The sequence below is a fragment of the Roseovarius sp. THAF27 genome (genome assembly GCF_009363655.1).
GTDB lineage: Bacteria > Pseudomonadota > Alphaproteobacteria > Rhodobacterales > Rhodobacteraceae > Roseovarius.
In genome coordinates, this window is the sequence record NZ_CP045393.1 from 561,716 (window position 1) to 586,012 (window position 24,297).

The 24,297-nt window shown below is 64.7% G+C and carries 29 protein-coding genes; 13 read left to right on the top strand and 16 right to left on the bottom strand.

Translation table 11 applies throughout. The annotated features are described in order from the left end of the window. Nucleotides 1-70: 70 nt before the first annotated feature. Both clpA and gloB read right to left on the bottom strand, forming a co-directional pair. Nucleotides 71-2,404 (bottom strand): ATP-dependent Clp protease ATP-binding subunit ClpA, encoded by a 2,334-nt coding sequence (clpA, locus tag FIU89_RS02875; protein ID WP_152491215.1) that lies wholly within the window; start codon nt 2,402-2,404, stop codon nt 71-73. A 188-nt stretch (nt 2,405-2,592) separates the two neighbouring features. Beyond that, on the bottom strand, nt 2,593-3,360 hold the full coding sequence (gloB, locus tag FIU89_RS02880; protein WP_152491216.1) for a hydroxyacylglutathione hydrolase: 768 nt from the start codon (nt 3,358-3,360) through the stop codon (nt 2,593-2,595). Between the two features lie 64 nt (nt 3,361-3,424). On the opposite strand from gloB, the gene FIU89_RS02885 reads away from it, so the two are divergent. Next, nucleotides 3,425-4,177, top strand: coding sequence for a class I SAM-dependent methyltransferase (locus tag FIU89_RS02885; protein ID WP_152491217.1), 753 nt, complete (start codon nt 3,425-3,427; stop codon nt 4,175-4,177). Between the two features lie 3 nt (nt 4,178-4,180). On the opposite strand, the gene FIU89_RS02890 is transcribed toward FIU89_RS02885, so the two are convergent. Both FIU89_RS02890 and FIU89_RS22175 read right to left on the bottom strand, forming a co-directional pair. Then, a complete protein-coding gene (locus FIU89_RS02890) occupies nt 4,181-5,074 on the bottom strand; it encodes a hypothetical protein (protein ID WP_152491218.1) in 894 nt (297 codons plus the stop codon). Beyond that, complete coding sequence (locus FIU89_RS22175; protein ID WP_172978008.1) at nt 5,007-5,372, bottom strand: VanZ family protein; 366 nt, start codon at nt 5,370-5,372, stop codon at nt 5,007-5,009. Before FIU89_RS22175 ends, FIU89_RS02890 begins: the two co-directional genes overlap by 68 nt. Nucleotides 5,373-5,773: 401 nt before the next feature. Between FIU89_RS22175 and FIU89_RS02900 the strand changes: the two genes are divergently transcribed. From FIU89_RS02900 to FIU89_RS02925, 6 genes are all read left to right on the top strand, one after another. Further along, nucleotides 5,774-6,340, top strand: coding sequence for a F0F1 ATP synthase subunit delta (locus FIU89_RS02900; protein WP_152491220.1), 567 nt, complete (start codon nt 5,774-5,776; stop codon nt 6,338-6,340). Then, on the top strand, nt 6,341-7,879 hold the full coding sequence (gene atpA / locus FIU89_RS02905; RefSeq protein ID WP_152491221.1) for a F0F1 ATP synthase subunit alpha: 1,539 nt from the start codon (nt 6,341-6,343) through the stop codon (nt 7,877-7,879). Nucleotides 7,880-7,894: 15 nt separating this feature from the next. Beyond that, the gene (locus tag FIU89_RS02910) at nt 7,895-8,779 is read left to right on the top strand and encodes a F0F1 ATP synthase subunit gamma (RefSeq protein WP_152491222.1); all 885 of its coding nucleotides are present in this window, start codon (nt 7,895-7,897) and stop codon (nt 8,777-8,779) included. A 20-nt stretch (nt 8,780-8,799) separates the two neighbouring features. Beyond that, the gene (gene atpD / locus FIU89_RS02915) at nt 8,800-10,224 is read left to right on the top strand and encodes a F0F1 ATP synthase subunit beta (protein ID WP_152491223.1); all 1,425 of its coding nucleotides are present in this window, start codon (nt 8,800-8,802) and stop codon (nt 10,222-10,224) included. 75 nt (nt 10,225-10,299) lie between these two features. Beyond that, entirely contained in the window at nt 10,300-10,743 is a 444-nt protein-coding gene (locus tag FIU89_RS02920; RefSeq protein ID WP_152491224.1) for a F0F1 ATP synthase subunit epsilon, read from the top strand. Nucleotides 10,744-10,868: 125 nt separating this feature from the next. Further along, nucleotides 10,869-11,219, top strand: coding sequence for an H-type lectin domain-containing protein (locus FIU89_RS02925; protein ID WP_152491225.1), 351 nt, complete (start codon nt 10,869-10,871; stop codon nt 11,217-11,219). A gap of 84 nt (nt 11,220-11,303) precedes the next feature. On the opposite strand, the gene FIU89_RS02930 is transcribed toward FIU89_RS02925, so the two are convergent. The 3 genes from FIU89_RS02930 to FIU89_RS02940 form a co-directional block, all read right to left on the bottom strand. After that, on the bottom strand, nt 11,304-11,771 hold the full coding sequence (locus FIU89_RS02930; RefSeq protein WP_152491226.1) for a thioesterase family protein: 468 nt from the start codon (nt 11,769-11,771) through the stop codon (nt 11,304-11,306). Then, the gene (locus FIU89_RS02935; protein WP_152491227.1) at nt 11,771-12,931 is read right to left on the bottom strand and encodes an iron-containing alcohol dehydrogenase; all 1,161 of its coding nucleotides are present in this window, start codon (nt 12,929-12,931) and stop codon (nt 11,771-11,773) included. Before FIU89_RS02935 ends, FIU89_RS02930 begins: the two co-directional genes overlap by 1 nt. Before the next feature lie 112 nt (nt 12,932-13,043). Next, nucleotides 13,044-13,985, bottom strand: a complete 942-nt coding sequence (locus FIU89_RS02940; protein WP_172978009.1) for a rhodanese-like domain-containing protein — start codon at nt 13,983-13,985, stop codon at nt 13,044-13,046. Here FIU89_RS02940 and FIU89_RS22180 point away from each other — a divergent pair. Next, nucleotides 13,974-14,303 (top strand): hypothetical protein, encoded by a 330-nt coding sequence (locus FIU89_RS22180; RefSeq protein ID WP_172978010.1) that lies wholly within the window; start codon nt 13,974-13,976, stop codon nt 14,301-14,303. The genes FIU89_RS02940 and FIU89_RS22180 overlap by 12 nt on opposite strands. Nucleotides 14,304-14,335: 32 nt before the next feature. Beyond that, entirely contained in the window at nt 14,336-15,367 is a 1,032-nt protein-coding gene (locus FIU89_RS02945; RefSeq protein ID WP_152491229.1) for a 5-methyltetrahydropteroyltriglutamate--homocysteine methyltransferase, read from the top strand. A gap of 295 nt (nt 15,368-15,662) precedes the next feature. On the opposite strand, the gene FIU89_RS02950 is transcribed toward FIU89_RS02945, so the two are convergent. Further along, nucleotides 15,663-16,679, bottom strand: coding sequence for a ribose-phosphate pyrophosphokinase (locus FIU89_RS02950; protein WP_152475786.1), 1,017 nt, complete (start codon nt 16,677-16,679; stop codon nt 15,663-15,665). A 174-nt stretch (nt 16,680-16,853) separates the two neighbouring features. Here FIU89_RS02950 and FIU89_RS02955 point away from each other — a divergent pair, with 174 nt between their 5' ends. Together FIU89_RS02955 and FIU89_RS02960 are read left to right on the top strand one after the other, a co-directional pair. Further along, nucleotides 16,854-17,660 carry an alpha/beta fold hydrolase gene (locus tag FIU89_RS02955; RefSeq protein ID WP_152491230.1) on the top strand — a complete coding sequence of 269 codons (807 nt, stop codon included), beginning with the start codon at nt 16,854-16,856 and terminating at the stop codon, nt 17,658-17,660. A 91-nt stretch (nt 17,661-17,751) separates the two neighbouring features. Beyond that, a complete protein-coding gene (locus FIU89_RS02960) occupies nt 17,752-18,153 on the top strand; it encodes a DUF2177 family protein (RefSeq protein ID WP_152491231.1) in 402 nt (133 codons plus the stop codon). 30 nt (nt 18,154-18,183) lie between these two features. On the opposite strand, the gene FIU89_RS02965 is transcribed toward FIU89_RS02960, so the two are convergent. From FIU89_RS02965 to FIU89_RS02975, 3 genes are read right to left on the bottom strand one after another with little or no spacing between them, the layout of a single operon-like run. Then, nucleotides 18,184-19,230, bottom strand: a complete 1,047-nt coding sequence (locus tag FIU89_RS02965; RefSeq protein WP_152491232.1) for a low specificity L-threonine aldolase — start codon at nt 19,228-19,230, stop codon at nt 18,184-18,186. Then, nucleotides 19,221-19,700 carry a YcgN family cysteine cluster protein gene (locus FIU89_RS02970; protein ID WP_152491233.1) on the bottom strand — a complete coding sequence of 160 codons (480 nt, stop codon included), beginning with the start codon at nt 19,698-19,700 and terminating at the stop codon, nt 19,221-19,223. Before FIU89_RS02970 ends, FIU89_RS02965 begins: the two co-directional genes overlap by 10 nt. Further along, nucleotides 19,697-20,623, bottom strand: coding sequence for a bifunctional riboflavin kinase/FAD synthetase (locus tag FIU89_RS02975; protein WP_152491234.1), 927 nt, complete (start codon nt 20,621-20,623; stop codon nt 19,697-19,699). The genes FIU89_RS02970 and FIU89_RS02975 overlap by 4 nt, the downstream gene beginning before the upstream one ends. Before the next feature lie 123 nt (nt 20,624-20,746). On the opposite strand from FIU89_RS02975, the gene FIU89_RS02980 reads away from it, so the two are divergent. Next, on the top strand, nt 20,747-21,373 hold the full coding sequence (locus tag FIU89_RS02980) for a glutathione S-transferase family protein (protein WP_152491235.1): 627 nt from the start codon (nt 20,747-20,749) through the stop codon (nt 21,371-21,373). A 19-nt stretch (nt 21,374-21,392) separates the two neighbouring features. On the opposite strand, the gene FIU89_RS02985 is transcribed toward FIU89_RS02980, so the two are convergent. The 5 genes from FIU89_RS02985 to FIU89_RS03005 all read right to left on the bottom strand — a co-directional run bounded on the left by FIU89_RS02985 (nt 21,393) and on the right by FIU89_RS03005 (nt 23,872). Continuing rightward, nucleotides 21,393-21,575, bottom strand: coding sequence for a hypothetical protein (locus FIU89_RS02985; RefSeq protein WP_152491236.1), 183 nt, complete (start codon nt 21,573-21,575; stop codon nt 21,393-21,395). 105 nt (nt 21,576-21,680) lie between these two features. After that, on the bottom strand, nt 21,681-22,124 hold the full coding sequence (locus tag FIU89_RS02990) for a MaoC family dehydratase (RefSeq protein WP_057791949.1): 444 nt from the start codon (nt 22,122-22,124) through the stop codon (nt 21,681-21,683). Nucleotides 22,125-22,238: 114 nt separating this feature from the next. Beyond that, nucleotides 22,239-23,114 (bottom strand): TIGR01459 family HAD-type hydrolase, encoded by an 876-nt coding sequence (locus FIU89_RS02995; protein ID WP_152491237.1) that lies wholly within the window; start codon nt 23,112-23,114, stop codon nt 22,239-22,241. Nucleotides 23,115-23,225: 111 nt separating this feature from the next. Next, nucleotides 23,226-23,453, bottom strand: a complete 228-nt coding sequence (locus FIU89_RS03000) for a DUF1150 family protein (RefSeq protein WP_152491238.1) — start codon at nt 23,451-23,453, stop codon at nt 23,226-23,228. A gap of 5 nt (nt 23,454-23,458) precedes the next feature. After that, nucleotides 23,459-23,872: an Hsp20 family protein gene (locus tag FIU89_RS03005; RefSeq protein ID WP_152491239.1), complete on the bottom strand. Its 414-nt coding sequence runs from the start codon at nt 23,870-23,872 to the stop codon at nt 23,459-23,461. Nucleotides 23,873-24,041: 169 nt separating this feature from the next. Between FIU89_RS03005 and FIU89_RS03010 the strand changes: the two genes are divergently transcribed. Beyond that, nucleotides 24,042-24,266, top strand: a complete 225-nt coding sequence (locus tag FIU89_RS03010; RefSeq protein ID WP_152491240.1) for a YdcH family protein — start codon at nt 24,042-24,044, stop codon at nt 24,264-24,266. The last annotated feature ends 31 nt before the right edge of the window (nt 24,267-24,297 follow it).

A 24,297-nucleotide genomic window follows, 5' to 3' on the forward strand; every position in this document is an offset into this window, starting at 1 on the left:
GGGCGGTCGCGAAAACGGGCGGCAAGGGATGCCGCCCGTTTCATAGCCTATCGCAAAGCCTGAGCCCTTGTCACTCTGCCGTGAGCAGCGGCGGCTTTTTTCCCGAGAGGCGCGGATGGTCCGGCCCCTCGATGCGCAGGTCGATCTGGCCGTCCTTGACGCCCACCTTGACCACGCCGCCCTTGGCGAGCTTGCCGAAGAGCAGTTCCTCGGCCAGCGGCTTCTTGATGTGTTCCTGGATCACGCGGCCCAGGGGGCGCGCGCCCATCTTGTCGTCGTAGCCCTTGTCGGCCAGCCATTCGGCGGCTGGCTTGGTCAATTCGATGGTCACGTTGCGGTCCATCAGCTGGGCCTCGAGCTGCAGCACGAACTTTTCGACCACTTGCAGGATGACCTCTTTCGGCAGCGGGCCGAAGGAGATGACCGCGTCCAGACGGTTGCGGAATTCCGGCGTGAACGTGCGTTCGATCGCGGCGGTATCCTCGCCCTCGCGGCGGTCGCGGCCAAAGCCGATGGCGGCCTTGGCAAGCTCGGTGGCGCCGGCGTTCGAGGTCATGATCAGGACGACGTTGCGGAAGTTCACCGTGCGGCCGTTATGGTCGGTCAGGTTGCCGTGGTCCATCACCTGCAGGAGGATGTTGAACACGTCCGGGTGCGCCTTTTCGATCTCGTCGAGCAGCAGGACGCAATGCGGGTGCTGGTCGACGCCGTCGGTCAGAAGGCCGCCCTGGTCGAAGCCGACATAGCCCGGAGGTGCGCCGATCAGGCGAGAGACGGCGTGCTTCTCCATGTACTCGGACATATCAAACCGCAGCAGTTCCACGCCCAGCGTATCGGCCAGTTGCTTGGCGACCTCGGTCTTGCCCACGCCGGTGGGACCGGCGAAGAGGTAGTTGCCGATGGGCTTTTCGGGTTCGCGCAGGCCGGCGCGCGCCAGCTTGATCGCCGCCGACAGCGCCTCGATCGCGGTGTCCTGGCCGAAGACGACGCGCTTGAGCGAGCCTTCGAGATCCTTGAGCACCTCGGCATCGTCCTTGGAGACGTTTTTCGGAGGAATGCGGGCGATCTTGGCCACGACATTCTCGATCTCTTTCGGACCGATGGACTTGCGCCGCTTGGAGGCGGCCACGAGATGCTGCGCCGCGCCGGCCTCGTCGATCACGTCGATTGCCTTGTCGGGCAGCTTGCGGTCGTTGATGTAGCGCGCCGACAGGTCCACCGCCGATTTGATGGCCTCGGCGGTGTATTTCACGCTGTGGTGCTCCTCGAAATAGGGCTTGAGGCCCTTTAGGATCTTGATCGCGTCATCGACGGTGGGTTCGGCCACGTCGATTTTCTGGAACCGGCGCGACAGGGCGCGGTCCTTTTCGAAATGCTGGCGGAACTCCTTGAAGGTGGTGGAGCCCATGCAGCGCAGCTTGCCGCCCTGAAGCGCGGGCTTCAGCAGGTTGGAGGCATCCATCGCGCCGCCCGAGGTGGCGCCGGCGCCGATGACGGTGTGAATCTCGTCGATGAAGAGCACCGCGTCGGGATGCTCTTCAAGCTCGGTCACGACGGCCTTGAGCCGTTCCTCGAAATCGCCGCGATAGCGGGTGCCGGCCAGAAGCGCGCCCATGTCGAGCGAGAAGATGGTGGTTTTCGACAGGACCTTGGGCGTCTGGCCCCCCACGATCTTGTGCGCGAGGCCTTCGGCGATGGCCGTCTTGCCCACGCCGGGATCGCCCACCAGGAGCGGGTTGTTCTTGCGGCGGCGGCAGAGCACCTGGATGCAGCGCTCGACCTCGCTGTCGCGGCCGATCAGGGGGTCGACATCGCCCTGGCGGGATTTCTCGTTGAGATCGACGCAGTATTTCGCAAGGGCGGATTCGCCATTCTCGACCTGATCGCCTTCGGAGGAGGACTTGGTCTGTTCGGACTCTTCTTCGCCGACGCCCTGAACCGGGCGGGATTCGCCGTAGGCGGGATCCTTGGCGACGCCGTGGGCAATGAAGTTGACCGCGTCGTAACGGGTCATGTCCTGTTCCTGCAGGAAATAGGCGGCGTTCGACTCGCGCTCGGCAAAGATGGCGACGAGGACGTTGGCGCCCGTCACCTCGGTGCGGCCGGATGACTGCACGTGGATGGCGGCGCGCTGGATCACGCGCTGGAAGGCGGCGGTCGGAACCGCCTCGGAGCCTTCGATGTCGGTGACGAGGTTGGACAGGTCATCGTCGATGAATTCCACCAGCGTGGTGCGCAGATCCTCGGTTTCGACGCTGCACGCCTTCATCACGCGGGCCGCGTCGGGCTCGTCGATCAGGGCGAGCAGGAGATGTTCCAGCGTCGCGAATTCATGTTGCCGCGCATTGGCCAGGGCCAGTGCAGCATGGATTGCCTGTTCAAGGGTGTTCGAGAATGACGGCACGGTGTGCTCCCTCTGCTTGGGCTTGGGCCGGTCCCGCGACCTTCGCCTTATATGATTAAAGTTTGGTCGATACAGGCCAGCCTTCAAGGACTTTTTTTCCAAACCCGTTCACTTTTCCCTTTCCGATCTTACAAAAGCTGCTTTTGCAGGCCACGCCGTGACAATTTGGCCAGCCCGCGCGGGCGTGCCTAAAAGTTATCCTTTCGGGTGCGGATCTCGGCGAACACGTCGGCGGCGTCTGCGCCCGTCATGCCCAGATGCGCCTGAACGGCGGGATCGGTGGCACGCAGGAAGGGGTTGGTGGCCAATTCTTCGGACAGGGTGGAGGGAACGGTCGGTTTCCCTTGATCGCGGGCGGCTTCGACCGCCTTGACCCTTGATATAAGCGCGGAATTGTCGGGATCAATGGTCAGCGCGAAGCGGCCGTTGGCGGCGGTGTATTCATGGCCGGAACAGATGGTCGTCTCGGGCGGCAGGGCGGCGAGTTTCGACAGGCTGTTCCACATCTGGGGCATGGTGCCCTCGAAGACGCGGCCGCAGCCCAGGGCCATGAGGCTGTCGGCGGTGAAGGCGACCTTGCTGTCGGGGAAATGAAAGGCGATGTGGCCGACGGTGTGGCCGGAGACATCCATCACGGTGCCGGTGTCGGAGCCGATGGTGACGGTGTTGCCGTCGCCGAGGGCGATATCGAGCTTTGGCAGGCGGTCGGCGTCGGCGGCGTGGCCGACGACCGATGCGTCGTGTCGGGCCAGAAGCTCGTCCAGGCCCTGCACGTGGTCGGCGTGGTGGTGGGTGATCAGGACATGCGTGGCTTTCCAGCCCTTGTCGTCGAGGGCCTTGAGGATCGGCGCGGCCTCGGGGACGTCGACCACGGCGGTTTCGCCGGTCTCGGGATCGTGCGCGAGGAAGGCGTAGTTGTCCGAAAGGCACGGGACGGTTTCGATCTGCAATGTCATTGGTCCATCCTTGAATTCGTGGTTATGTTTGCCCCGAGAGTGACGGATCGGGGCGCGGGCTGCAATGCATCTGGACGTGCAGGACCTGAGGAATTTCTATTACCGCAACCCGCTGGGGCGTGCGGTGCAGAATGCCGTGGGCGCCGAGATCCGGACGCTGTGGCCCGAGGCGAAGGGGCAGACGGTGGCCGGTTACGGCTTTGCCGTGCCGTTCCTGCGGCCCTACCTGAAGGACAGCCGGCGGGTGATCGCGCTGATGCCCGCGCCGCAGGGCGTGATCCACTGGCCCGCGGACAAGCCCAACATCAGTGTCCTGTGCGAGGAAACCCTGTGGCCGCTGGAGACGGGCCGGGTCGACAAGCTGATGCTGGTGCACGGGCTGGAGACCTGCGAGCGGCCCGGCGAATTGCTGGAGGAATGCTGGCGGGTGCTGGGGCCGGGGGGATCGGCGCTGTTCGTGGTGCCGAACCGCGCCGGGCTGTGGTCGCGCAGCGACCGGACGCCGTTCGGGTACGGGCGGCCCTATAGCCAGAGCCAGCTCGAGTCGCAGCTGAAGACCCGCAACTTTCTGCCCGAGCGGCATGTGACCGCGCTTTACCAGCCGCCGTCGCACCGCAAATTCTGGCGCAAGACGGCGGGCATGTGGGAGAATATGGGCGGCAAGCTGTCGGTGGTGCTGAAAGGCGGCGTGCTGATCGTGCAGGCCACCAAGCGGGTACATGCGCCGACCGACCGGGGGTCGGCCATCCGCGACACGGTGCGCAGCCCGCTGGGTGTCCTGAAGCCCAAGCCGAGCGCGCAGGCCAAGCCGGTGTGAGACCTAGACACGCACGACGTTGAATTGCGGCGCGTCCGGGCCATCCACGAAATCGAGGCGGATCACCTGCTCGCCCCCGATGGAGACATAGACCCAGTTCCGGGTCTCGGTCAGTTCGACGACGCGCAGAGCCACGTCATCGCCGGAGATCCAATCGTCCGTCAACTCGATGGTGATGGGGTCAATCGGGGCGCATCCATCGTTATTGACGGTTATGTCGATATTCGTCACGTCGTCTGAAAGGACCAGGGTGAGCCGGTCGCCCGCTTCGACGTCCGAGATGGAGGCATTGCCCTGGACGCGCAGGTTATCGTTGCCGGCATTGCCGTGGATGGTGGACTGGACCCGGCCGTCGATAGTGTCGTCGCCGTCGCCACCTTCGCCGAAGGCAGAGGCGTCGCCGCGCTGGACCGCTTCGAGATTGTCGTCGGCTTCAACGCCAAAGCCGGTGGCATCGTCGAAGATATTCAGCCGGTCCTGTCCCTCGCCGCCGTAGCCGGTGGCGGTCTCGTTGATGTCCAGCCGGTCGACGCCGATCTGTCCAAAGCCCACCGCGTTGTCGGAAAGATCGAGAAGGTCGCGACCCTCGCCGCCGTAGACCCTTTCGTTGCCCGACGCCGAAAGCGTGTCGTCGCCTGACAGGTCCGGGGTGTCGGGATCGTCCGCGTCGTCGGGATTTCCGGGCAGGGGGCCGTCGCCGGGGGTGCCGACATCCTGATCGCGCGGATTGTCGTCATCGTCGTCGATGAACTCGTCGTAGATCAGAAACGACGCAGCGGCGCCGCCGATCAGCGCAAGCAGAAGAAACGACGCCGTGACGATTGGCGGGTTATCGGTTTCGCAGGGCGCGGTGCAGCAGAAGCCCCAGGGCGAGGCCCAGCCCGACGCCGAGCGCATCGGCCAGCAGGTCCAGCCACTCGGCGCCGCGGCCGAACATGGGCTGGATCACCTCGATGGCCGCGCCGAAGGCAATGCAGACGGGTGCGAGCCGGAGGGCCTGGCGCGGTGCGGCGACAGCCATGGGCAGAACGAGGACGGCGAAGGCCAGCAGGTGCAGGACCTTGTCGCGGAGCATGAAGGGAACGGCGGGCGCGTCGGACGGCCAGAGCGTGCCGACGAGAATGCCGAGGGCGATGAGACAGGTCAGCGCCCGGGCACGGGGCAGGGATTTGACGGGATGATCGGAGTGGGCCATCTGCAACCTCCTAGGGTGGGAAAATGGCGGGTTCAATCGACATTCTGAAGAACCGGGGAAAGCCGCCGCCGGAGTGATAGCGGTAACGGTCCGGCGGTGCGTGAAAACCCTTTGTGCCGTGGTTTCGTGCAGGCCGTTCACGAAGGAATCGCAAAAAAGCGACGAAAAGTTACGATTTTTGTCGCAATAAAATTGCGCAATCGGTCGCAGACCCCGTAAGCTATTGAAAAGTATAGGCATCCATAGGGGGCTTAGTCCGTCCTGCTAGCTTGCGAGGTTCGGATCGGTCTGCTAAACCGCCCACGAAAATCGGTGTCTCGCAAGTTTCATCGTCTCTAACCACCCCGGGAAGACGGCCTTTGCGCCGTCTTTTGTCGAGCCGGGGTCAAACTATCGGAAGGGTGGACGTGTCCGAACCAGCTTCGATCTCCTCCGGCATTGCCGAGCGCTATGCCACTGCCATTTTCGAGCTTTCCAAAGACGCAAATTCGCTGGACAAGCTTGAATCGAACCTCGCCGATCTTTCCGCCGCGCTCGATGACAGTGCCGATCTGCGCGATCTGATCAGCAGCCCGGTCGTCAGCCGTGACGAGCAGGAGCGCGCCATCACGGCGGTCGCGGACAAGATGGGCCTCGTGCCGGAACTGAAGAACGGTCTTGCGCTGATGGCGCAGAAACGCCGCCTGTTCGTGCTGCCGCAGATGGTGCGCCTGCTGAACGAGCGCATTGCCGATCACAAGGGCGAAGTGACCGCCGAGGTGACCAGTGCCGTCAAGCTGACCGATGCGCAGTCGAAGAAGCTGGCAGAGACGCTGAAGAGCACCGTCGGAAAAGACATCAAGATCAATGCGACCGTCGATGAAAGCCTCATTGGCGGTCTTGTCGTAAAGGTGGGCTCGAAGATGATCGACACGTCGATCCGTTCGCGCCTCAACTCCCTACAGAATGCAATGAAAGAGGTCGGATAAATGGGTATCCAAGCTGCAGAGATTTCTGCGATCCTTAAGGACCAGATCAAGAATTTCGGCCAGGAGGCCGAAGTTGCCGAGGTGGGTCGCGTGCTGTCAGTCGGTGACGGGATTGCCCGTGTGCACGGCCTCGACAACGTTCAGGCCGGTGAGCTGGTGGAGTTCCCCGGCAACATCATGGGCATGGCGCTGAACCTTGAGACCGACAACGTCGGTGTGGTGATCTTCGGCTCGGACCGGGACATCAAGGAAGGCGACACCGTCAAGCGCACCAAGTCGATCGTGGACGTGCCGATCGGGGACGAGCTGTTGGGCCGGGTCGTGGACGGTCTGGGCAACCCGCTGGACGGCAAGGGCCCGATCAAGACGGAAAAGCGCGGTGTCGCGGACGTCAAGGCGCCGGGCATCATCCCGCGTAAGTCGGTGCACGAGCCGATGGCCACCGGCCTGAAGTCGGTCGACGCCATGATCCCGATCGGCCGCGGCCAGCGCGAGCTGATCATCGGTGACCGTCAGACCGGCAAGACCGCCGTCGCGCTGGACACGATGCTGAACCAGAAGTCCTACAACGACGCCGCCGGCGACGACGAGGGCAAGAAGCTTTACTGTGTCTATGTCGCCGTGGGTCAGAAGCGGTCGACCGTGGCGCAGCTGGTGAAGAAGCTGGAAGAGTCGGGCGCGATGGACTATTCCATCGTCGTGGCCGCCACGGCGTCGGACCCCGCGCCGATGCAGTTCCTGGCGCCCTATTCGGCGACCGCCATGGCCGAGCATTTCCGCGACAATGGGCGTCACGCGCTGATCGTCTATGATGACCTGTCGAAACAGGCCGTGGCCTATCGCCAGATGTCGCTGCTGCTGCGCCGTCCGCCGGGCCGCGAAGCGTATCCGGGTGACGTTTTCTACCTGCACTCCCGCCTGCTGGAGCGGTCGGCCAAGCTGAACGAGGACAACGGTTCGGGCTCGCTGACTGCGCTGCCGATCATCGAAACCCAAGGCGGCGACGTGTCGGCGTTTATTCCGACCAACGTGATCTCGATCACCGACGGCCAGATCTTCCTGGAAACCGAGCTGTTCTATCAGGGCATCCGTCCGGCGGTGAACACCGGCCTGTCGGTCAGCCGCGTGGGCTCTTCGGCCCAGACCAACGCGATGAAATCCGTTGCCGGCCCGGTGAAGCTGAGCCTTGCGCAGTACCGTGAAATGGCGGCCTTCGCGCAGTTCGGCTCGGACCTCGACGCGTCGACCCAGCAGTTGCTGAACCGGGGTGAGCGTCTGACCGAGCTGATGAAGCAGCCGCAGTATTCGCCGCTGACCAACGCCGAGATCGTCTGCATCATCTATGCGGGCACCAATGGATACCTCGACAAGATCAAGGTCGATCAGGTGGGCCGCTTCGAAGATGGTCTGCTGAACCACATGCGCACCAAGCGCAAGGACGTCCTGGACTGGATCACCAACGAGGATCCCAAGATCAAGGGCGACGCCGAAGACAAGCTCAAGTCGGCCATCGAAGAGTTCGCAGCCGACTTCGGATAAGGGGGTGACGAGGCAATGCCGAGTCTGAAGGACCTAAAAAACAGGATCGAGTCGGTCAAATCGACCCGCAAGATCACCAAGGCCATGCAGATGGTGGCCGCCGCGAAACTGCGGCGGGCCCAGGATGCGGCCGAAATGGCCCGCCCCTATGCCGAGCGGTTCAACGCGGTGATGTCCAAGCTGGCCGCCGCCGCGGGCGACGCCGAGAACGCGCCGCCTTTGTTGCGCGGAACCGGCAAGGACGATGTGCATCTGCTGGTGGTGATGACCGCCGAGCGGGGCCTCTGCGGTGGCTTCAACGCCAACATCGCCAAGCTGGCGCGGAGCGAGATCAACAAGCTGCAATCCAACGGCAAGACCGTGAAGGTCATCACCGTGGGCAAGAAGGGCCGCGACGCGCTGAAGCGCGATTTCTCGGACCTGTTCATCGACCATGTCGATCTGTCCGAGGTCAAGAACGTGGGCTATGCCGACGCGCAGAACGTGGCGCAGAACGTGCTGGATCGTTTTGATGCGGGCGAGTTCGACGTCGCCAAGATCTTCTTCTCGGAATTCGAGAACGTGGTCAGCCAGAAGCCGACGATGAAGCAGGTGATCCCGTTCGAGATCGACGAAGAGGCCGCCGCGGACAGTGACGAGGCCGGCACTATCTATGACTACGAGCCCGACGAGGACGCGATTCTGCGCGATCTTCTGCCCCGTGGCGTGGCGACGGCGATCTTCAGCGGCCTGTTGGAGAACGGCGCCAGCGAACAGGGCGCACGGATGTCGGCCATGGACAACGCCACCCGCAATGCGGGTGAGATGATCGAGGACCTGACCATCGAGTACAACCGCTCGCGTCAGGCCGTGATCACCAACGAGCTGATTGAAATTATTTCGGGCGCCGAGGCGCTTTAAGAACAACCGGAGAGACGACAATGGCCAAAGCAAAAGGCAAAATCACGCAGGTGATCGGCGCCGTGGTGGACGTGCAGTTCACCGACCACCTGCCGGAAATCCTGAACGCCCTGGAAACCGACAACAACGGCAAGCGCCTGGTTCTGGAAGTGGCCCAGCACCTGGGCGAAAGCACCGTGCGGACCATCGCCATGGACTCGACCGAAGGTCTGGTGCGCGGCCAGGACGTGACCGACACCGACGGCCCGATCAGCGTGCCGGTGGGCGACGCCACCCTGGGCCGTATCCTGAACGTCATCGGCGAGCCGGTGGACGAGGGCAAGCCGATCGAGGCCAAGGAAACCCGCTCGATCCACCAGCCCGCGCCCGAGTTCGAGGCGCAGTCGACCGAGTCGGAAATCCTGGTGACCGGCATCAAGGTCGTCGACCTGCTGGCGCCTTACGCCAAGGGCGGCAAGATCGGTCTGTTTGGCGGCGCCGGCGTGGGCAAGACGGTTCTGATCATGGAACTGATCAACAACATCGCCAAGGTGCACTCGGGATACTCGGTTTTCGCCGGTGTGGGCGAACGGACCCGTGAAGGCAACGACCTGTATCACGAGATGATCGAGTCGAACGTGATCGACCCCGAGAACCTGGAAAACAGCCAGGTGGCACTGGTCTACGGCCAGATGAACGAACCGCCGGGTGCGCGTGCGCGTGTTGCGCTGACCGGTCTGACGCTGGCCGAACAGTTCCGCGACCAGTCGGGCACGGACGTTCTGTTCTTCGTGGACAACATCTTCCGCTTTACGCAGGCGGGCTCCGAGGTGTCGGCTCTGTTGGGCCGTATCCCCTCGGCCGTGGGTTATCAGCCGACGCTGGCCACCGACATGGGCGCGATGCAGGAGCGCATCACCTCGACCAAGGCCGGCTCGATCACCTCGATCCAGGCCGTGTACGTGCCCGCGGACGACCTGACCGACCCCGCACCGGCCACGACCTTCGCCCACCTCGACGCCACGACCGTTCTGAGCCGTGCGATTTCGGAGCTGGGCATCTACCCGGCGGTGGACCCGCTCGACTCGAACTCGCGCCTGATGGACCCGCAGATCGTGGGCGAGGAGCACTACAAGGTGGCGCGTGACGTGCAGGGGATCCTGCAACGCTACAAGTCGCTGCAGGACATCATCGCGATCCTCGGGATGGACGAACTGAGCGAAGAGGACAAGCTGACCGTGGCCCGCGCCCGGAAGATCCAGCGGTTCCTCAGCCAGCCCTTCGACGTGGCCAAGGTGTTCACCGGCTCGGACGGCATCCAGGTGCCGCTGGAAGACACGATCGCGTCCTTCAAGGCGGTTGTGGCCGGCGAGTACGACCACCTGCCGGAAGGTGCGTTCTACATGGTGGGCGGCATCGACGACGTGAAGGCCAAGGCCGAGAAGATGGCCGCGGACGCCGCATAAGCGTGGGTTTTCACCCACCCTACGGGGTGACCCGCGGGGTGGGCGAGGCTGCTCGCGACAGAAACGGAGGCCAATATGGCTGATACAGTGCAATTCGACCTGGTGAGCCCCGAGCGCCTGCTGGCGTCGGTCGAGGCGACCGAGGTGCAGATTCCGGGCACCGACGGCGACATGACGGCCATGGCCAACCATGCGCCGCTGATCACGACTTTGCGCCCCGGCGTGGTGCGCGTGTCCGGCCCGGAGGGCGACAAGGAATACGTCGTCACCGGCGGCTTTGCCGAGATCAATGCCGATTCCATCTCGGTGCTGGCCGAACGCGCGCTGCCGCGCGAGGACATGACGCAGGACGAGTTCCAGAAGATGGTCGACGAGGCCACCGACCGGCTGGCCAAGGCGCAGGAGACGTTCGTCAACGAGCCCGGCCCGGTGGACGACGCGGCGAAGCTGCTGTCCGACATGGTGGCGATGGGCGACCAGATCGGCCTGTCGACCCCCTCGAAAGTGCCTGCCCCCTGACGGTGCGGCGGCTGCTGGCGAATTTCCGGAAAGGGCCCACGAATGTCGGGCCCTTTTCCTTTTTGTTTCGCATTTTCGCCGAAAAGCGATAGTAGAACCAATGGCGTGAGGGCGCGTGGCGGTAAATGAAGTATCTTGTCAATCAGACCATCGGAATCGAGCAGGGCGATGATGTCCTGTTCTCGGATTACGAGGATGGCGGCGAGATGTGGACCGGCACCGGCGCCCGCGAACGTCGCCGCAAGGTGACATTCGGGACCGCTTTCAAGGAGCCGCCCTCGGTGCATGTCAGCCTGTCGATGTGGGACATGGACAGCGCACGCAACGCCCGCGCCGATGTCACCGCCGAGAACGTGGCGGCGACGGGGTTCGACGTGGTTTTCCGCACGTGGGGCGACACCCGCGTGGCCCGCGCCCGGATCCGCTGGATGGCAATCGGCGCCGTCCCGCACGAGGACGACTGGCAGCTCTACTGAAGCGTTTCGTGCCTCCGGCGGAGGATTGCCGTCCGAGCACCACCACCGACAGGCGACGTAGGGTTGGTCTCGCGGTCGTCTTGGTCAGAGCGCCGCAAGGTCACGCCATGCGACGTCTATCATCAAGCTTTCGAAGGCGGCGCGCCGGTCCGCTTCGATAGGAACGGGGCGGCGGGTCGCGCGGTTGACATAGACATGTACGAAGAACCCTTCGGCTGCGGCCTGCGGCTCTTCGTTGCGGAACAGGGCAACCTCGTAGCGGATCGAACTGGTTCCCAGTCGCGCCACCCGCAGCCCGGCCGTCACCCTGTCGGGGAAACTGAACTCGCTGTGGTACCGGCACCCGGTTTCGACGACCAGGCCGAACGTCTCGCTGTATCGCGGATCCAGCAGGCCCCGGTCGATCAGCCACCCGTTTACGGCGGTATCGAACAGCGAATAATGGACGGCGTTGTTCACGTGCCCGTAGGCGTCATTGTCCATCCATCGGGTCTGAATCGGATAGAAGTCGACGTAATCGCTTCGCTGTGCAGGCGGCGTCCTGTCCGCCATCACCAGGCCGCCGTGTAAATGTCGAGCGCGTCCTGCTCGGTGACCTCGCGCGGATTGTTCATCAGCAGGCGGGTCTGTATCATCGCGTCCGAGGCCATCTTGGCCAGGGCGGATTCGGGGATGTCCACATCGCGCAGACGGGTGGGCATCTGCAGGCGCCGCGACAGGTTGGCCAGAGCCTCGATCAGGGCGGCGCAGCTGGCCTCGGGGTCCGCGATCCCGGCAAGGTCCGGAAAGGCGTCTGCCGCGATTTCGGCGTAGATGTCATGGGCCGCCGGGGCGTTGAAGCGCAGGACATGCGGCAGCACCAGCGCGTTCGAGAGTCCGTGCGGAACATGGAAGGTGCCGCCGATCGGATAGGCCAGCGCATGGACGGCGGCGACCGGGGAATTGGCGAATGCCTGCCCGGCAAGCATCGAGCCCAGCATCATGGCGCCGCGGGCCTCGATATCCTGGCCGTCGAACACGGCGGTTTCGATATTGGCGCCCAGAAGTTGCAGTGCCTGGCGGGCCTGCATCCTTGATATGGGATTGTTGTTCGCGGAGGTGGAGGCATAGGCTTCGATCGCATGGACCATGGCGTCGACGCCGGTGGCCGCGGTGATCGGTGCCGGCAGGCTGAGGGTCAGGTCCGGATCGAGCACGGCGGCGTCGGGAAGGATCACCGGAGACGACACGCCGCGTTTCTCGCCCTCGCCGACGGTGATGATCGAGACCGGGGTCACCTCGGAGCCGGTGCCGGCGGTCGTCGGCACCAGGACCAGCGGCAGCCGCGGTCCCTTGGCCTGACCCACGCCCCAGGCGGCGTCGATATCCTCGTCGGAGCCCAGGAGCAGCGCCGCAAGCTTGGCGACATCCAGCGACGAGCCGCCGCCGAAGCCGATCACCAGGTCCACCTCGGCAGCGCGGCCGGCATCCCGGGCGGCCATCAGGGTGGCGAGCGAGGGGTCAGCTTCGACCTCGCTGAACACCGTGACGTGCAGGCCGGCGTCCCGCAGCGCGGACAGCGTCGCGTCGCAAAGCCCGTGCCGGATCAGCCCCGGATCGGTGACGAAAAGGCAGGCGCCGGCGCCGCGGACGGGCGCGAGTTCCGCGATCCGGGACGCGCTGCCGGACCCGAAGGTGATATTGGTCGTGGTGTTGTAGGCAAATGGGGTCATGGTCAGTCAACTTTGAAATCTGGGGCGGGCAGCGCCACGCGGTGGCTGCCCCTTGGGACACGTGCCGGGGGAGGCGCGCGCACGAACCTGCGCGCCGCGCCTTCGGAGACCGTCAGCCTGCCGGGTGCAAGGGGCGGAACGCGACAGTGTCCCGGGCCACTTTCTCGGTCAGGTCGATTTCCCAGTCAAGGTAGTCGAGGGCGGCCTGTTTCTCGGCCCCGGCATCGGCCAGCTCGTAGGGTTTGTACCAGACATCGTCGATCGGCCCGACCGGGCGCTGCATTCCGGTTTCCAGCGGCTGGCCCTCGGCCTGCCAAGCGTCGACGCTGCCGTCGAGCAGCCGGACCTCGGCGCCAAGGGATGCGGCGATCTCTGGCGCGGCGAGCCGCAGAATAGCCTTGTCCGGTCCGTAGAGCACCACCGGCGCGGTGCCGGCGGCGTCGCTCAGTTCGGCGCGCAATGCGGCCTCGCGGCCGCGCACCATCCACAGCGCGCCCGGTATGTGGCCGGGGCGATACTGCACCGAGGTGGAGAGGTCGAGGACATGCGGCGCCCCGGGCCCGGCCAGTTCCGCCGCCAGGTCCCGGGCGGAGAGTGTCTGGACATCGGGCAGGTCGAGCCCGGCGATGTCGGGGGCCGCCGTTTCGGTCGCATCCGGCGCGGGATCGAGCACGTAGACCTCGCACTGGGCGATCTGCGCCAGCCATGAGGCCGTCATCACCACGCGCAGCATCAGCGGGTCGGTGAGAACCACCACGGCATTGCGGGCGCCCACATATTCGTCCATCGCCTGCACGAGCTGTCCCCCGGGGGCGTTGAGCGCGCCCGGGACGTGACCGGCGGCGTAATCCTCGGGGGTGCGGACGTCGAACAGGTAGATGTTGCGATCCCGAGCCTCGCGCATCTGCGTCAGCCGCTCGGGGTCGAGGGTCTGGACATCGAATTGACGGGCGAATTCGCCGGCGCGGGCCAGGGTCATGTCGGGCGCCGGCGGGTCGGCGCGGCGGGTGGCGCCCGTCTCGACCTGGAACCCGGCGGCGCCATGGGCCGGCACCTGCTGTGCCCCGAAGCGGTGGATTACCTGAAACGCAACGACTTTACCGTCGTCACCTGGACCTCTGCCCCCGGCGACTGGAAGCCGCCACATACCCACTGGACCGAAGGCGCGTTCGAGGCGCTCGAACGAAACGACTGGACCGTGCTCGTGCTGCACGACCGCTTTATCGCCCCGCAGCTCGACGTGCTTGCAGGTTTCTGCGACCGGGTCGAAGCGTTGGGGATCGAGTTCGTACAGGATTTTCCCGCTCGCTGCCTGCCCATCGAAAACGGTCAGGCGCACGACATCGCCGAGGAAATCAGCGCGATCGCGTGACGCCTCAACCGCTCAAACACAGGATTTATCCCATGTATGACAGCCTATTCCCCACCAGCCTCGTGGGCAGCTACCCGCAACCGGACTGGCTGATCGACCGCGAGAAACTCCGTTCCAAGGGGCCGCCGCGTGTCCGCGACACGTCGCTATGGAAGATGGCCGAGGCCGATTTGACCGAGGCGCAGGACGCCGCCACGCGGCTGGCCATTCTGGACCAGGAAGAGATCGGGCTCGATATCGTCACCGACGGCGAGGTGCGTCGCGAAAGCTACTCCAACCATCTCGCCACGTCGCTGGACGGGCTCGACCTGGAAAACCCCGGCACCAAGACCGGGCGCAGCGGGCGGCCCATGGTGGTGCCGCGCGTCGTCGGACCCATCCAGCGCCGCGCGCCGGTCATGGACCGCGAAGCCGTCTTCCTTCGCAAGCACAGCAAGCGGCTTACCAAGATGACCCTGCCAGGTCCTTTCACCATGACGATGCAGGCCCTCAATGAGCATTACGAGGATGACGCCGCGCTCGCGATGGCCTATGCCGACATGTTGCGCGAGGAGATCGCCGACATATTTGCCGCCGGCGTCGACATCGTGCAGCTGGATGAACCCTACATGCAGGCCGAACCGGAAGCGGCCCGCGCCTTTGCCATCCCGGCCATCAATCGTGCGCTCCAGGGCGCGGCCGGACGTACGGTGATCCACATGTGCTTTGGCTATGCCTACATCATGGACCAGGCCAAGCCACAGGGCTATTCGTTTCTGCGTGAACTCGAAGAGTGTTCTGCCGATGAGCTGTCGATCGAGGTCGCGCAGCCGGGCCTCGACCTGTCGCTGATCGAGGGGATGAAAAAGGGCTTCCTGATCGGCGCTTTGGACCTTGGACGCGAGACAGCGGAAACCCCTGAAGAGGTCCGCGACAGGCTGATCGCCGCCGCAGAGCGCATCCCGGCCGCCAATATCGTGGCGGCACCCGATTGCGGGATGAAATACCTTCCGGTCGATCTGACCAGGGCGAAGCTGTCGGGATTGGTGGAAGGCGCGGCCATGGCGCGTTCGATTCACACCTGATCGCAGTGTCGATGCCGACACGGAAGGTCAGTTGCAAACGCCCCCGTGACGGCCCCCCTCTCTTGTCAAACCGCCCCGAACTGTCCCATTGGCGCGGACGTCAGACATGACACGACAAGGATACTCCTCCGGCGGGGATATTTTCCGCCAGAGGAAGACGCGCGGACATGCCTTTTCCTCTGGCCCCAAATATCCCTGATCGGCATTGTCGCGCCATTGGTCCGAGAGACAATGGCGACGGGCTGGCCCCAATCAAAAAAATAGAGCGTGGCGCAGCCACTCGATTTGATTGCGGTCAGGTGCCGAACTGGCCTTCGTAGATGGGCTCCAGCGTCGGGGTCTCGAAGAGCGACGAGACGGACGTGCCGTTCCAGATGTTCAGGATCGCCTGGGCGAAGACCGGCGCGGTGGGGATGATGCGGATGTTGGGGGTGTTCTTGACCGCCTCGGTGGGCTGGATCGTGTCGGTGATGACCATGGATTTCAGCACCGAGCCGGTGATCCGCTCGACCGCCGGGCCGGACATGACGCCGTGGGTGGTGTAGGCGTGCACCTCGCGCGCGCCGTTGTCCATCAGGTGCTGGGCGGCCTTGCACATGGTGCCGGCGGTGTCGCACATGTCGTCGACGATCACGCAGATCTTGTCGGTGACCTCGCCAATCACGGTCATCTCGGCCACTTCGCCGGCTTTCTCGCGGCGCTTGTCGACGATACTGAGGGGCGCGTTGATCCGCTTGGCGAGTTCGCGGGCGCGGGCCACGCCGCCCACGTCGGGCGAGACGATCATCACGTCGTCGAGATGGTCGCGGAACTGGGTCATCACGTCCAGCGCGAAGACCGGCGAAGCATAGAGGTTGTCGACGGGGATGTCGAAGAAGCCCTGGATCTGGGCGGCGTGCAGGTCCATGGTCAGGACCCGTTCGATGCCGGCCTCGACGATCATGTTGGCCACCAGCTTGGCCGAGATGGGCGTGCGGGCCTTGGTGCGGCGGTCCTGCCTTGCGTAGCCGAAATAAGGGATGACGGCGGTGATGCGCTTGGCCGAGGAGCGGCGCAGCGCGTCGGACATGATCAGCAGTTCCATCAGGTTGTCGTTGGCCGGGTTCGAGGTGGGCTGGATGATGAACATGTCCTCGCCGCGCACGTTCTCGAACACCTCGACGAAGATCTCGCCGTCGTTGAAGCGTTCGACGCGGGCGTCGACGAGCCCGACATTGACGCCGCGATGCATGGACATGCGGCGCGAGACGGCTGTGGCCAACGGCATGTTGGCGTTGCCGGAAATGAGCTTCGGCTCGTGAGTGACTGACATGTGAAAGGGTCCCCGGGTGGTCGATCTTGACAGATTCGTGACGTTGACACCGATTAGCATGGGTGGCACGTCTGGCAAAGACATGCATTGGGCGAGGGTGCCGAATGCCGCGAAAGGCCATGAAAATGAGACGCACCCTGCTGCATTTCCCCGCAGATGCCCCCGTGACTCGCGATGCCTGAGGCGTTGAAAGCCGGGTTTCCGACGTATTGGACGACGTTCGGGCAAGGGCCGCAGCCGGCACTGGCCATTCACTGCTCGCTGGCGCATTCGGGCAGTTGGGGGGCGTTGGCGCGGCATCTGTCGGGGGCGCTGACGCTGACCGCGTTCGACATGCCGGGGCACGGGCGCAGCGGCGCCTGGGACGGGCGCGGCGAGATCCAGGAGGTGACGGCGGAGATCGCCGCCGATCTGCTGGACGGCCCGGCGCATGTGATCGGACATTCCTTTGGCGCGACGGTGGCGCTGCGGCTGGCGGTGATGCGGCCCGAGCTGGTGCGGTCGCTGGTGCTGATCGAGCCGGTGTTCTTTGCCGTGGCGCTGGCGGATTGTCCGGAGATGCGGGACGGCTTCGAGGTACAGATGGCCGGTTTCGCGAACGGCATGCGGGCGGGAGACCCGGAGGCGGCGGCGCGCGGGTTCCTGCATGTCTGGGGCAACGGTACGGAGTGGGAGAGCCTGAGCGCGACGGAACGGAAGCGGCTGGCGGGGCAGATGCACCTGGTAGAGGCCGGGCATCCGGCGTTATACGAGGATGCGGGCGCGATGCTGGCGCCGGGAGTGTTGCAGAATGTGTCGCAGCCGGTGCTGCTGATCGAGGGAAGCGACTCGCCGGACATCATCAGTGTGATCGACGACGGTCTGGCCTCGCGCCTGCCGCGGGCCAGACGGGCGGTGATCGCGGGGGCGGGCCACATGGCGCCGCTGACCCACGCGCGGCAGGTGGGCGCGGAAATCCTGCGGTTCCTGGGAAACATCTGAGACGGACCGTGCCGGAGCGGCCGATCGCCCTATCTGCCATACAGGACAGGACCGGCGCGCCACGTTGCGGCCTGATGAGCAGGAGACATGCATGACCATCGCCATTCTTTACGTCGTCACCTTCGCGGTGTTCCTCGGGTTGGACTACATCGGGCTGAGCTATATCGTGAAGCCGACTTTCGAGCGGGACATCAAGGGTTTGCTGCTGGACAGCCCGCGGCTGGGGCCTGCCGTTGCCTTTTACGCGTTCTACGTGGTCTGCCTTTTGTGGTTCGTGAGCTGGCCCGCGATGAAACAGGAAAACAGCCTGCTGTGGGTGTTCGGATCGGCTGCACTGATCGGCGCGATGGCCTATGGTACTTACGAATTCACGAACCTCGCCACGCTGAAGGACTGGACCTGGCGGATGGTGGCCACCGACCTGACATGGGGCACATTGCTGACGGGAGCGGCCGCGACCGTGGGGGTCGCAGTGGCCCGGTGGGCGGCGTGATCTGCGCGCCGGGCCGGAGGGCCCGTCGCGTCAGTCGCGAGCGAGGGACAGGAACGCGTCGATCTCCTGCTCGGTGATTGACCAGTCGCAGACCAGGCGCATCAGCAGCGGTTCGTGCGGATCACCGGTCTCCAGCGGCCCGTCGTAGAGGCCATAGACGGCGCCGCCGGCCTTCAGTCGCTGGTGCGTGGCGCGGGGCAGGGTGGCGAAGATCATGTTGGCCTGCGGTTCGGCCTCGAAGCTGCAACCGGGCAGGTAGCGCAGGCCCTCGGCCAGCCGCGCGGCGCGGGCGTTTGCGGCCTGCGCGGCGCGCAGCCAGGCACCGTCCTGCAGATAGCCCAGCATCTGGGCGGCAAGGTAGCGGTGCTTTGAAAAGAGGTGTCCGGCGCGCTTGCGGCGCAGTTCCACTTCCCAAGACTTGTCCGGGTCGAAGACGACCAGCGCCTCCACTCCGAGGCAGCCGTTCTTGCTGGCGCCGAAGGAAACGGCGTCGATCCCCGCGGCGTGACTCATCTGGGCCGGCGAGCAGCCGAGCGCGGCGCAGGCATTGGCGAAGCGGGCGCCGTCGAGATGTACGGGCAGGTCGTGGCCGTGCGCCACGTCGCAGATCGCGCGCAGTTCCTCCAGCGTGTAAAGATGGCCGCGTTCGGTCACCTGGGTCAGTGAGACCGGCCCGGGTTGGGATGTGTGCACGTCGCCGGCGGGCAGGGCGGCGATGGCAGCGGCAAGGTCGTCGGCGCTCATCTTGTCGCCGGTGCCGACCGGAGTCAGCCGCGCGCCGCCGGTGTAGAACTCGGGGGCGTGGCATTCATCGACGAGGATATGCGCCAGTGGCGTGCAAAAGGCAGTCTGCCACGGCTGGGCGAAGCTGGCGAGGGCGATGGCGTTGGCGGCCGTGCCCGTACCGACGAAATGCACCGCCGCGCCGGGCGCCTCGAAGAGGTCGCGGACGGCGTTCTGCGCCGCCTCGGTCAGCGGGTCAGCCCCGTAGGAGGGCACGTGGCCGTCATTGGCGCGGGTGAGCGCCTCGATCACTTCGGGCAGGGCGGGGCCGGTGTTGTCGGAGCCTAGTCGCATCCCAGTGGTTCCTCTATCAGATGCTCTTCCCACTCGTCCTCGGGGATCTCGAATTCGGGCAGGGTGGCGTTCTGCACCGACACGCCGGCGGCGTGCACGCTGTCGGGTGTGCCGGAGATGAGCGGGTGCCAGTCGAAAAGCGGCTTGCCGGTCCAGAGAAGCTTGTAGGCGCAGGTTTCGGGCAGCCAGTAGAGGCTTCCCTCGATATTCTTGGGTGAGAGCGAGATGCATTCGGGCACGAACTGGTGCCGGATGTCGTAATTGGCGCAGCGGCAGGTGCTGTCGTCGAACAGGCGGCAGGCGATGCGGGTCAGGGCGACCTCGCCGGTGTCCTCGTCCTCGAGCTTGTTGAGGCAGCACTTGCCGCAGCCGTCGCAGAGCGCCTCCCATTCCTTTTGGGTCATGCGGTTCAGCGGCACGGTTTCCCAGTAGCGCGGGCGCAGGCCGGAGCGTTCGATGGGGTCGGTCATAGGGCGGCCAGCACCGCGCGGGCGCGGTCGCAGTCGGCATCCATCTGGGCGATGAAGGCCTCGAGGCTGTCGAAGGTTTCCTCGGGACGAAGGTATTCGACGAGGGCCACGGACAGATCGGCGCCGTAGAGGTCGCCGGAGAAATCGAAGAGGAAGGTCTCGATATTGGGGACTTCGCCCTGGAACATGGGGCGCACGCCGAGGGAGGCGGCACCGTGGTAATGGCCCTGGTGAGGGCCGTCGAGCACATCGACCAGCACGGCGTAGACGCCGAAGCGGGGCGGGTGCAGACCCTCGATGGACATGTTGGCGGTGGGATAGCCCAGGTCGCGGCCGCGTTGTTCGCCGCCGATGACTGGCCCGTCGATGCGGTGCCAGTGGCCCAGCATGGCGGCGGCGTCGCGGGGGCGGCCTTCGGTCAGGGCGTCGCGGATGGCGGTGGAGGAGACCTGGCCATCATCGCCTTCGAGAAGCGTGGCGATGGTGACGTCGAAGCCCATGTCCTGCCCGAACCGCCGCAGATGGGCGGCGGTGCCGGCACGGCCCTTGCCGAAGCAGAAATCGGCGCCGACGACGACGTGCGTCAGGCCCAGACCGTCGGCGATGACGTTGCGGGCAAATTCCTCGGGCGTGAGGCTGGCGAGGGCAGCGTTGAAGTTGAGCTCGTAGAGCCGTTCGACGCCGAGCTTGGCGAGACGGTTGGCGCGCGCCTCGTGGCCCATCAGGCGAAAGGGGGGCGCGTCGGGGGCGAAATACTCGCGTGGGTGCGGCTCGAACGTCAGCACGCCAAGGGGACCGTCGCCCTTGCGGGCAAGGTCGATCACCGATTGGTGGCCCAGATGCACACCATCGAAGTTTCCGATGGCGACGGAGGCGCCCCGGTCCTGAGGATCAATGAAGGTGTAATCGCGGATGATGCGCATGGCGCAGGGGTAGCCGGATGCGGGGGGGTGATCAAGAGGCGGTGCCGCGGATTGCCCGCGGCAAGCAACGGAAGGCGTCCTGATGCGTTGATGCAGCAGCAACTGAATGAATGGAGACGAGAAATGGCCGACAAACCCGTGCTCTACGGTTTCAACGGATCGACCTATGTGCGGACGGCGCGCATGGTGCTGATGGATAACGAGGTCGATTACGACCAGGTGCATGTGAACGTGCTGGAAGGCGAGCCCAAGCAGCCCGAGCACCTTAAGCGGCATCCGTTCGGCAAGGTGCCGGTCATGGATATCGACGATATGCGCCTGCGCGAGTGCGACGCTATCTGCCGCTATATCGACGAAACGGGCAAGGGGCCGAGCCTTCAGCCGGACGATCCCAAGACGCGGGCGAAGATGAACGAGGCGATCAGCGTTTTCACCAGCTATGGTTATGACGCGCTGATGGGGGCGGCAGGCTATCACCTGTTTCCCGAGCTGATCGGCGGCAGGAATGACGACGCGCTGTCGAAAAGCCTTGCGGATTCGCAGACGCTGAACGCGTTGCTGATGGACTGGGCCGATCCGTTCATCTGCGGCAAGGAGCCGACGCTGGCGGACTACATGCTGGCGCCGATGATCTATTACGTGTCTCTCACGCCGGAGGCCGACAACATCATCACCGGCAAGCTGGCGCGGTGGTGGGCCGCGGTGCAGGAGATCGAAAGCTTCAAGGCGACCGAGCCTGATATGGGCTGATCGCCCTTAGGCGCGTGCCTCAGGTCTGGCTGGGGCCGCGCCGTTGCGAGACGGCCTGGCGGATCGCGGCCCAGTTCTCGGCCTCGGACTTGCGTCCGGCGTCTTGGGACTCGCGCATCTTGCGGGCGGCTTCGGCCTCGGCCTTGGGGCCGTGGGCGCTGAGCAGGGCGCGGGCGTATTCGGCTGTCTGGATTGCATCCATCGGTTGGGTCCTCCCTATGGTTGTGCGGTACCTCAACGCATCATACACGATTCGTGTTCCGGATGTGTGACGCGGCCGTGCATGTGCAGGGCGGGTGCGGGTCGCTCAGTCGAACTTGCCGGTCGGGGCCAGCACGGTCGCTTCGCCCACCAGAACCTTCTTGCCATCGACGAGACAGCGGGTTTCCAGCGTAACGCGGCGCTTGGCGTAGTCGATGGCGATCACCTCGACCTCGGCCTCGACCATGTCGCCGGGGCGCACGGGGGCGAGGAATTTCAGGGTCTGGCCCATGTAGACGGTGCCATGCCCCGGAAGCTGTTCGCCGATCACCGCAGAGATCAGCCCGGCGGTGAGCATCCCGTGGGCGATGCGGCCCTCGAAGATGGTATCGCGGGCGTAGTCGTCGTCCATGTGCACCGGGTTATGATCGGTCGAGACCTCGGCGAACATGCGGATATCCTCGTCGGTCACCACCTTGCGCAGCGACCGGGTCATTCCCATTTCGATCTCTTCGATCGTGATCGTTCCGCGCGGCATGTTGTCCAACATCAGACCCTCCATTTCCACCTGCGCCCGCATTGGGTGCGCAATAAATAACACCATACGATAGGTAAGGTTGCAACTTTATTACTTTGCAGGCGCAGAAAATCAAGGGTTATTTTGTCAGCGCAACTTGCCGATGGCATAGGTCGGAGACGACATTTCCTTTTGCAGGTAAGCGGTTAGCGCGTCCAGGTCGGGCTGGTGCGACGTTTTGGTCTCGTCGGCGGCCAGCCCGCCGGTGATGAAGAGAGAATCGATGTCCTCGCCGGTGGCGCCCTGGATGTCGGTGGCGATTCCGTCGCCGATGGCGAGAATGCCGTCGCTGGAGATATCCTTGCCCAGGGCCGCCAGGCGGCGGCGGGCGAGGTCGTAGATCGGCGGGTGCGGCTTGCCGAAATAGAGGCTTTCGCCGCCCATGTCCGTATACAGCCGGGCGAGCGCGCCCGCGCACCATTCGCGCACATCGCCACGATCGACAATGATATCGGGGTTGGCGCAGAGCAGTTTCAGGCCTTTCTGCTTGGCATAGAGGAAATCGGCGCGGTTCGTGTCGGGATCGGCCATCGGGTCGTTGGGGCCGCAGCAGACGATGCCCTCGGCCTCCTTGAGGTCGACCCTTTCGATCTCGACGGGATCGTCGATCACCTCCAAGGGCTCGAAAAAGCCGGCGTCACGCTCCCATTCGCCCATGAACCAGACCTTGCGGCCGACCATGCCGCGATACATCGCGGCGCGGGCGCTGTCGCCGGAGGTGGCGATGGCGTCGTAGCAGGCGGCGGGCACGCCGAAGCTGTCGAGCTGGGATTCGACGCCGGCGCGGGGCTTGGGAGAGTTGGTGACAAGCACCACCGTCCCGCCATCGGCGCGATAGGTCATCAGCGCCTCGACCGCCTCGGGGTAGGCGGTGACGCCGTTATGCACGCAGCCCCAAAGGTCGACGAAGAGCGCGTCGTAATTGCCGGAAATGTCGGAGAGGGAATTGATGATCTGGGTCACTGCGATACGGGCCTTTCGCGTCGGGTGCGTCGAAAGCGGTATGCCAGTGGCGGGGCTGTTTGACCAGCGGGGTTTCGGCCCGGTTATGCGGGCCGAAACCGAAGTGGGGTTTTAGTGGACCGTGACAGGGTCGAGGTCGTTCTGGCGGGCCAGGACGAAGGCCATCTTGCGGTCGGCGACCAGCGCCAGGCGCTCGCCTTCCTCGTTGTGCACCGCGTAGAGCGTTTCAAGCTCGCCCACCTGCTCGCGCACCTCGTCGGGCAGGTCGTCGGCGTTGACCTGGCGGACATAGACGATGGGACGCTCGGTCTCGTGGTCGAATTCGTACTGCGTGTCCATACTGTTTACCCCTTGTTTATCTTGATGGTCTGAACCACCGTTTCTGGTGCGGCGCGCGTGAGGTCCACGTGCAACAGCCCGTTTTCCATGATCGCCTCGCCCACTTCGACGCCATCGGCCAGCACGAAGCTGCGCTGGAATTGGCGGGCGGCGATGCCGCGATGCAGGAATACCCGGCCATCCGAGTCGTCGCGCTGGCGTCCGCGGATCACCAGTTGCCGGTCCTCCAGCGTGATCGAAAGGTCCCCTTCGGCGAATCCGGCCACGGCCAGCGTGATGCGATACGAATTCTCCGAGGTCTGTTCGATGTTGAAGGGCGGATAGCCTTCGTTCCCCGACTTGGCGCTGCGTTCCAGCAGGCGTTCAAGTTGCTCGAAGCCGAGCATGTAGGGGTGCGATCCCATCGATAGCTTTGTCATGGGCGTGTCCTTATCCAGTCAAGCGACAGTCCGTATGTGAAGGCCCCGTTCGCGGCGACCTCTTGTGATTGAATATGGGGCCGCGGGGCGGGGCCTGCAAGGGCTATGCCCGCAAGAGGTTTGGCGCTATTGTCGGGATACGCGGTGGTTTCGGGAGACTCTTGCCCAAATGAACAAGTTCAACGAGCTGTCGATGAAGTCCGACGAGGTGCTGCGGGTGGAACTGGAAGAGTTCCGCCGCCAGCACCGCGATCTGGACGAGGCGATCCGGGCGCTGGAGGAAAAAGGCACGAGTGATCCCCTGACCGTGAAACGCTTCAAGCAGCAGAAATTGCGGCTGAAGGACCGGATCCAGTGGATCGAGGATCGGCTCTTGCCGGATATCATTGCGTAGGCAGCGGCGATAGGTATAGTGCGCGCTCCGT

Coding starts and splice junctions, on each gene's coding strand:
- FIU89_RS22175 (WP_172978008.1), bottom strand. CDS start 5,372: ATGGCCCACTCCGATCATCCCGTCAAATCCCTGCCCCGTGCCCGGGCG.
- FIU89_RS03005 (WP_152491239.1), bottom strand. CDS start 23,872: ATGACAAAGCTATCGATGGGATCGCACCCCTACATGCTCGGCTTCGAG.
- FIU89_RS02965 (WP_152491232.1), bottom strand. CDS start 19,230: ATGCGACTAGGCTCCGACAACACCGGCCCCGCCCTGCCCGAAGTGATC.
- gloB (WP_152491216.1), bottom strand. CDS start 3,360: ATGACATTGCAGATCGAAACCGTCCCGTGCCTTTCGGACAACTACGCC.
- FIU89_RS02970 (WP_152491233.1), bottom strand. CDS start 19,700: ATGACCGACCCCATCGAACGCTCCGGCCTGCGCCCGCGCTACTGGGAA.
- FIU89_RS02985 (WP_152491236.1), bottom strand. CDS start 21,575: ATGGATGCAATCCAGACAGCCGAATACGCCCGCGCCCTGCTCAGCGCC.
- FIU89_RS02890 (WP_152491218.1), bottom strand. CDS start 5,074: ATGCGCTCGGCGTCGGGCTGGGCCTCGCCCTGGGGCTTCTGCTGCACC.
- FIU89_RS02955 (WP_152491230.1), top strand. CDS start 16,854: ATGCCTGAGGCGTTGAAAGCCGGGTTTCCGACGTATTGGACGACGTTC.
- FIU89_RS02975 (WP_152491234.1), bottom strand. CDS start 20,623: ATGCGCATCATCCGCGATTACACCTTCATTGATCCTCAGGACCGGGGC.
- FIU89_RS02935 (WP_152491227.1), bottom strand. CDS start 12,931: ATGACCCCATTTGCCTACAACACCACGACCAATATCACCTTCGGGTCC.
- FIU89_RS22180 (WP_172978010.1), top strand. CDS start 13,974: ATGGGCCGGCACCTGCTGTGCCCCGAAGCGGTGGATTACCTGAAACGC.
- FIU89_RS02925 (WP_152491225.1), top strand. CDS start 10,869: ATGAAGTATCTTGTCAATCAGACCATCGGAATCGAGCAGGGCGATGAT.
- FIU89_RS02910 (WP_152491222.1), top strand. CDS start 7,895: ATGCCGAGTCTGAAGGACCTAAAAAACAGGATCGAGTCGGTCAAATCG.
- FIU89_RS02920 (WP_152491224.1), top strand. CDS start 10,300: ATGGCTGATACAGTGCAATTCGACCTGGTGAGCCCCGAGCGCCTGCTG.
- FIU89_RS02945 (WP_152491229.1), top strand. CDS start 14,336: ATGTATGACAGCCTATTCCCCACCAGCCTCGTGGGCAGCTACCCGCAA.
- FIU89_RS02885 (WP_152491217.1), top strand. CDS start 3,425: ATGCATCTGGACGTGCAGGACCTGAGGAATTTCTATTACCGCAACCCG.
- atpA (WP_152491221.1), top strand. CDS start 6,341: ATGGGTATCCAAGCTGCAGAGATTTCTGCGATCCTTAAGGACCAGATC.
- FIU89_RS02950 (WP_152475786.1), bottom strand. CDS start 16,679: ATGTCAGTCACTCACGAGCCGAAGCTCATTTCCGGCAACGCCAACATG.
- FIU89_RS02960 (WP_152491231.1), top strand. CDS start 17,752: ATGACCATCGCCATTCTTTACGTCGTCACCTTCGCGGTGTTCCTCGGG.
- FIU89_RS03000 (WP_152491238.1), bottom strand. CDS start 23,453: ATGGACACGCAGTACGAATTCGACCACGAGACCGAGCGTCCCATCGTC.
- FIU89_RS02980 (WP_152491235.1), top strand. CDS start 20,747: ATGGCCGACAAACCCGTGCTCTACGGTTTCAACGGATCGACCTATGTG.
- FIU89_RS03010 (WP_152491240.1), top strand. CDS start 24,042: ATGAACAAGTTCAACGAGCTGTCGATGAAGTCCGACGAGGTGCTGCGG.
- atpD (WP_152491223.1), top strand. CDS start 8,800: ATGGCCAAAGCAAAAGGCAAAATCACGCAGGTGATCGGCGCCGTGGTG.
- FIU89_RS02990 (WP_057791949.1), bottom strand. CDS start 22,124: ATGTTGGACAACATGCCGCGCGGAACGATCACGATCGAAGAGATCGAA.
- FIU89_RS02930 (WP_152491226.1), bottom strand. CDS start 11,771: ATGGCGGACAGGACGCCGCCTGCACAGCGAAGCGATTACGTCGACTTC.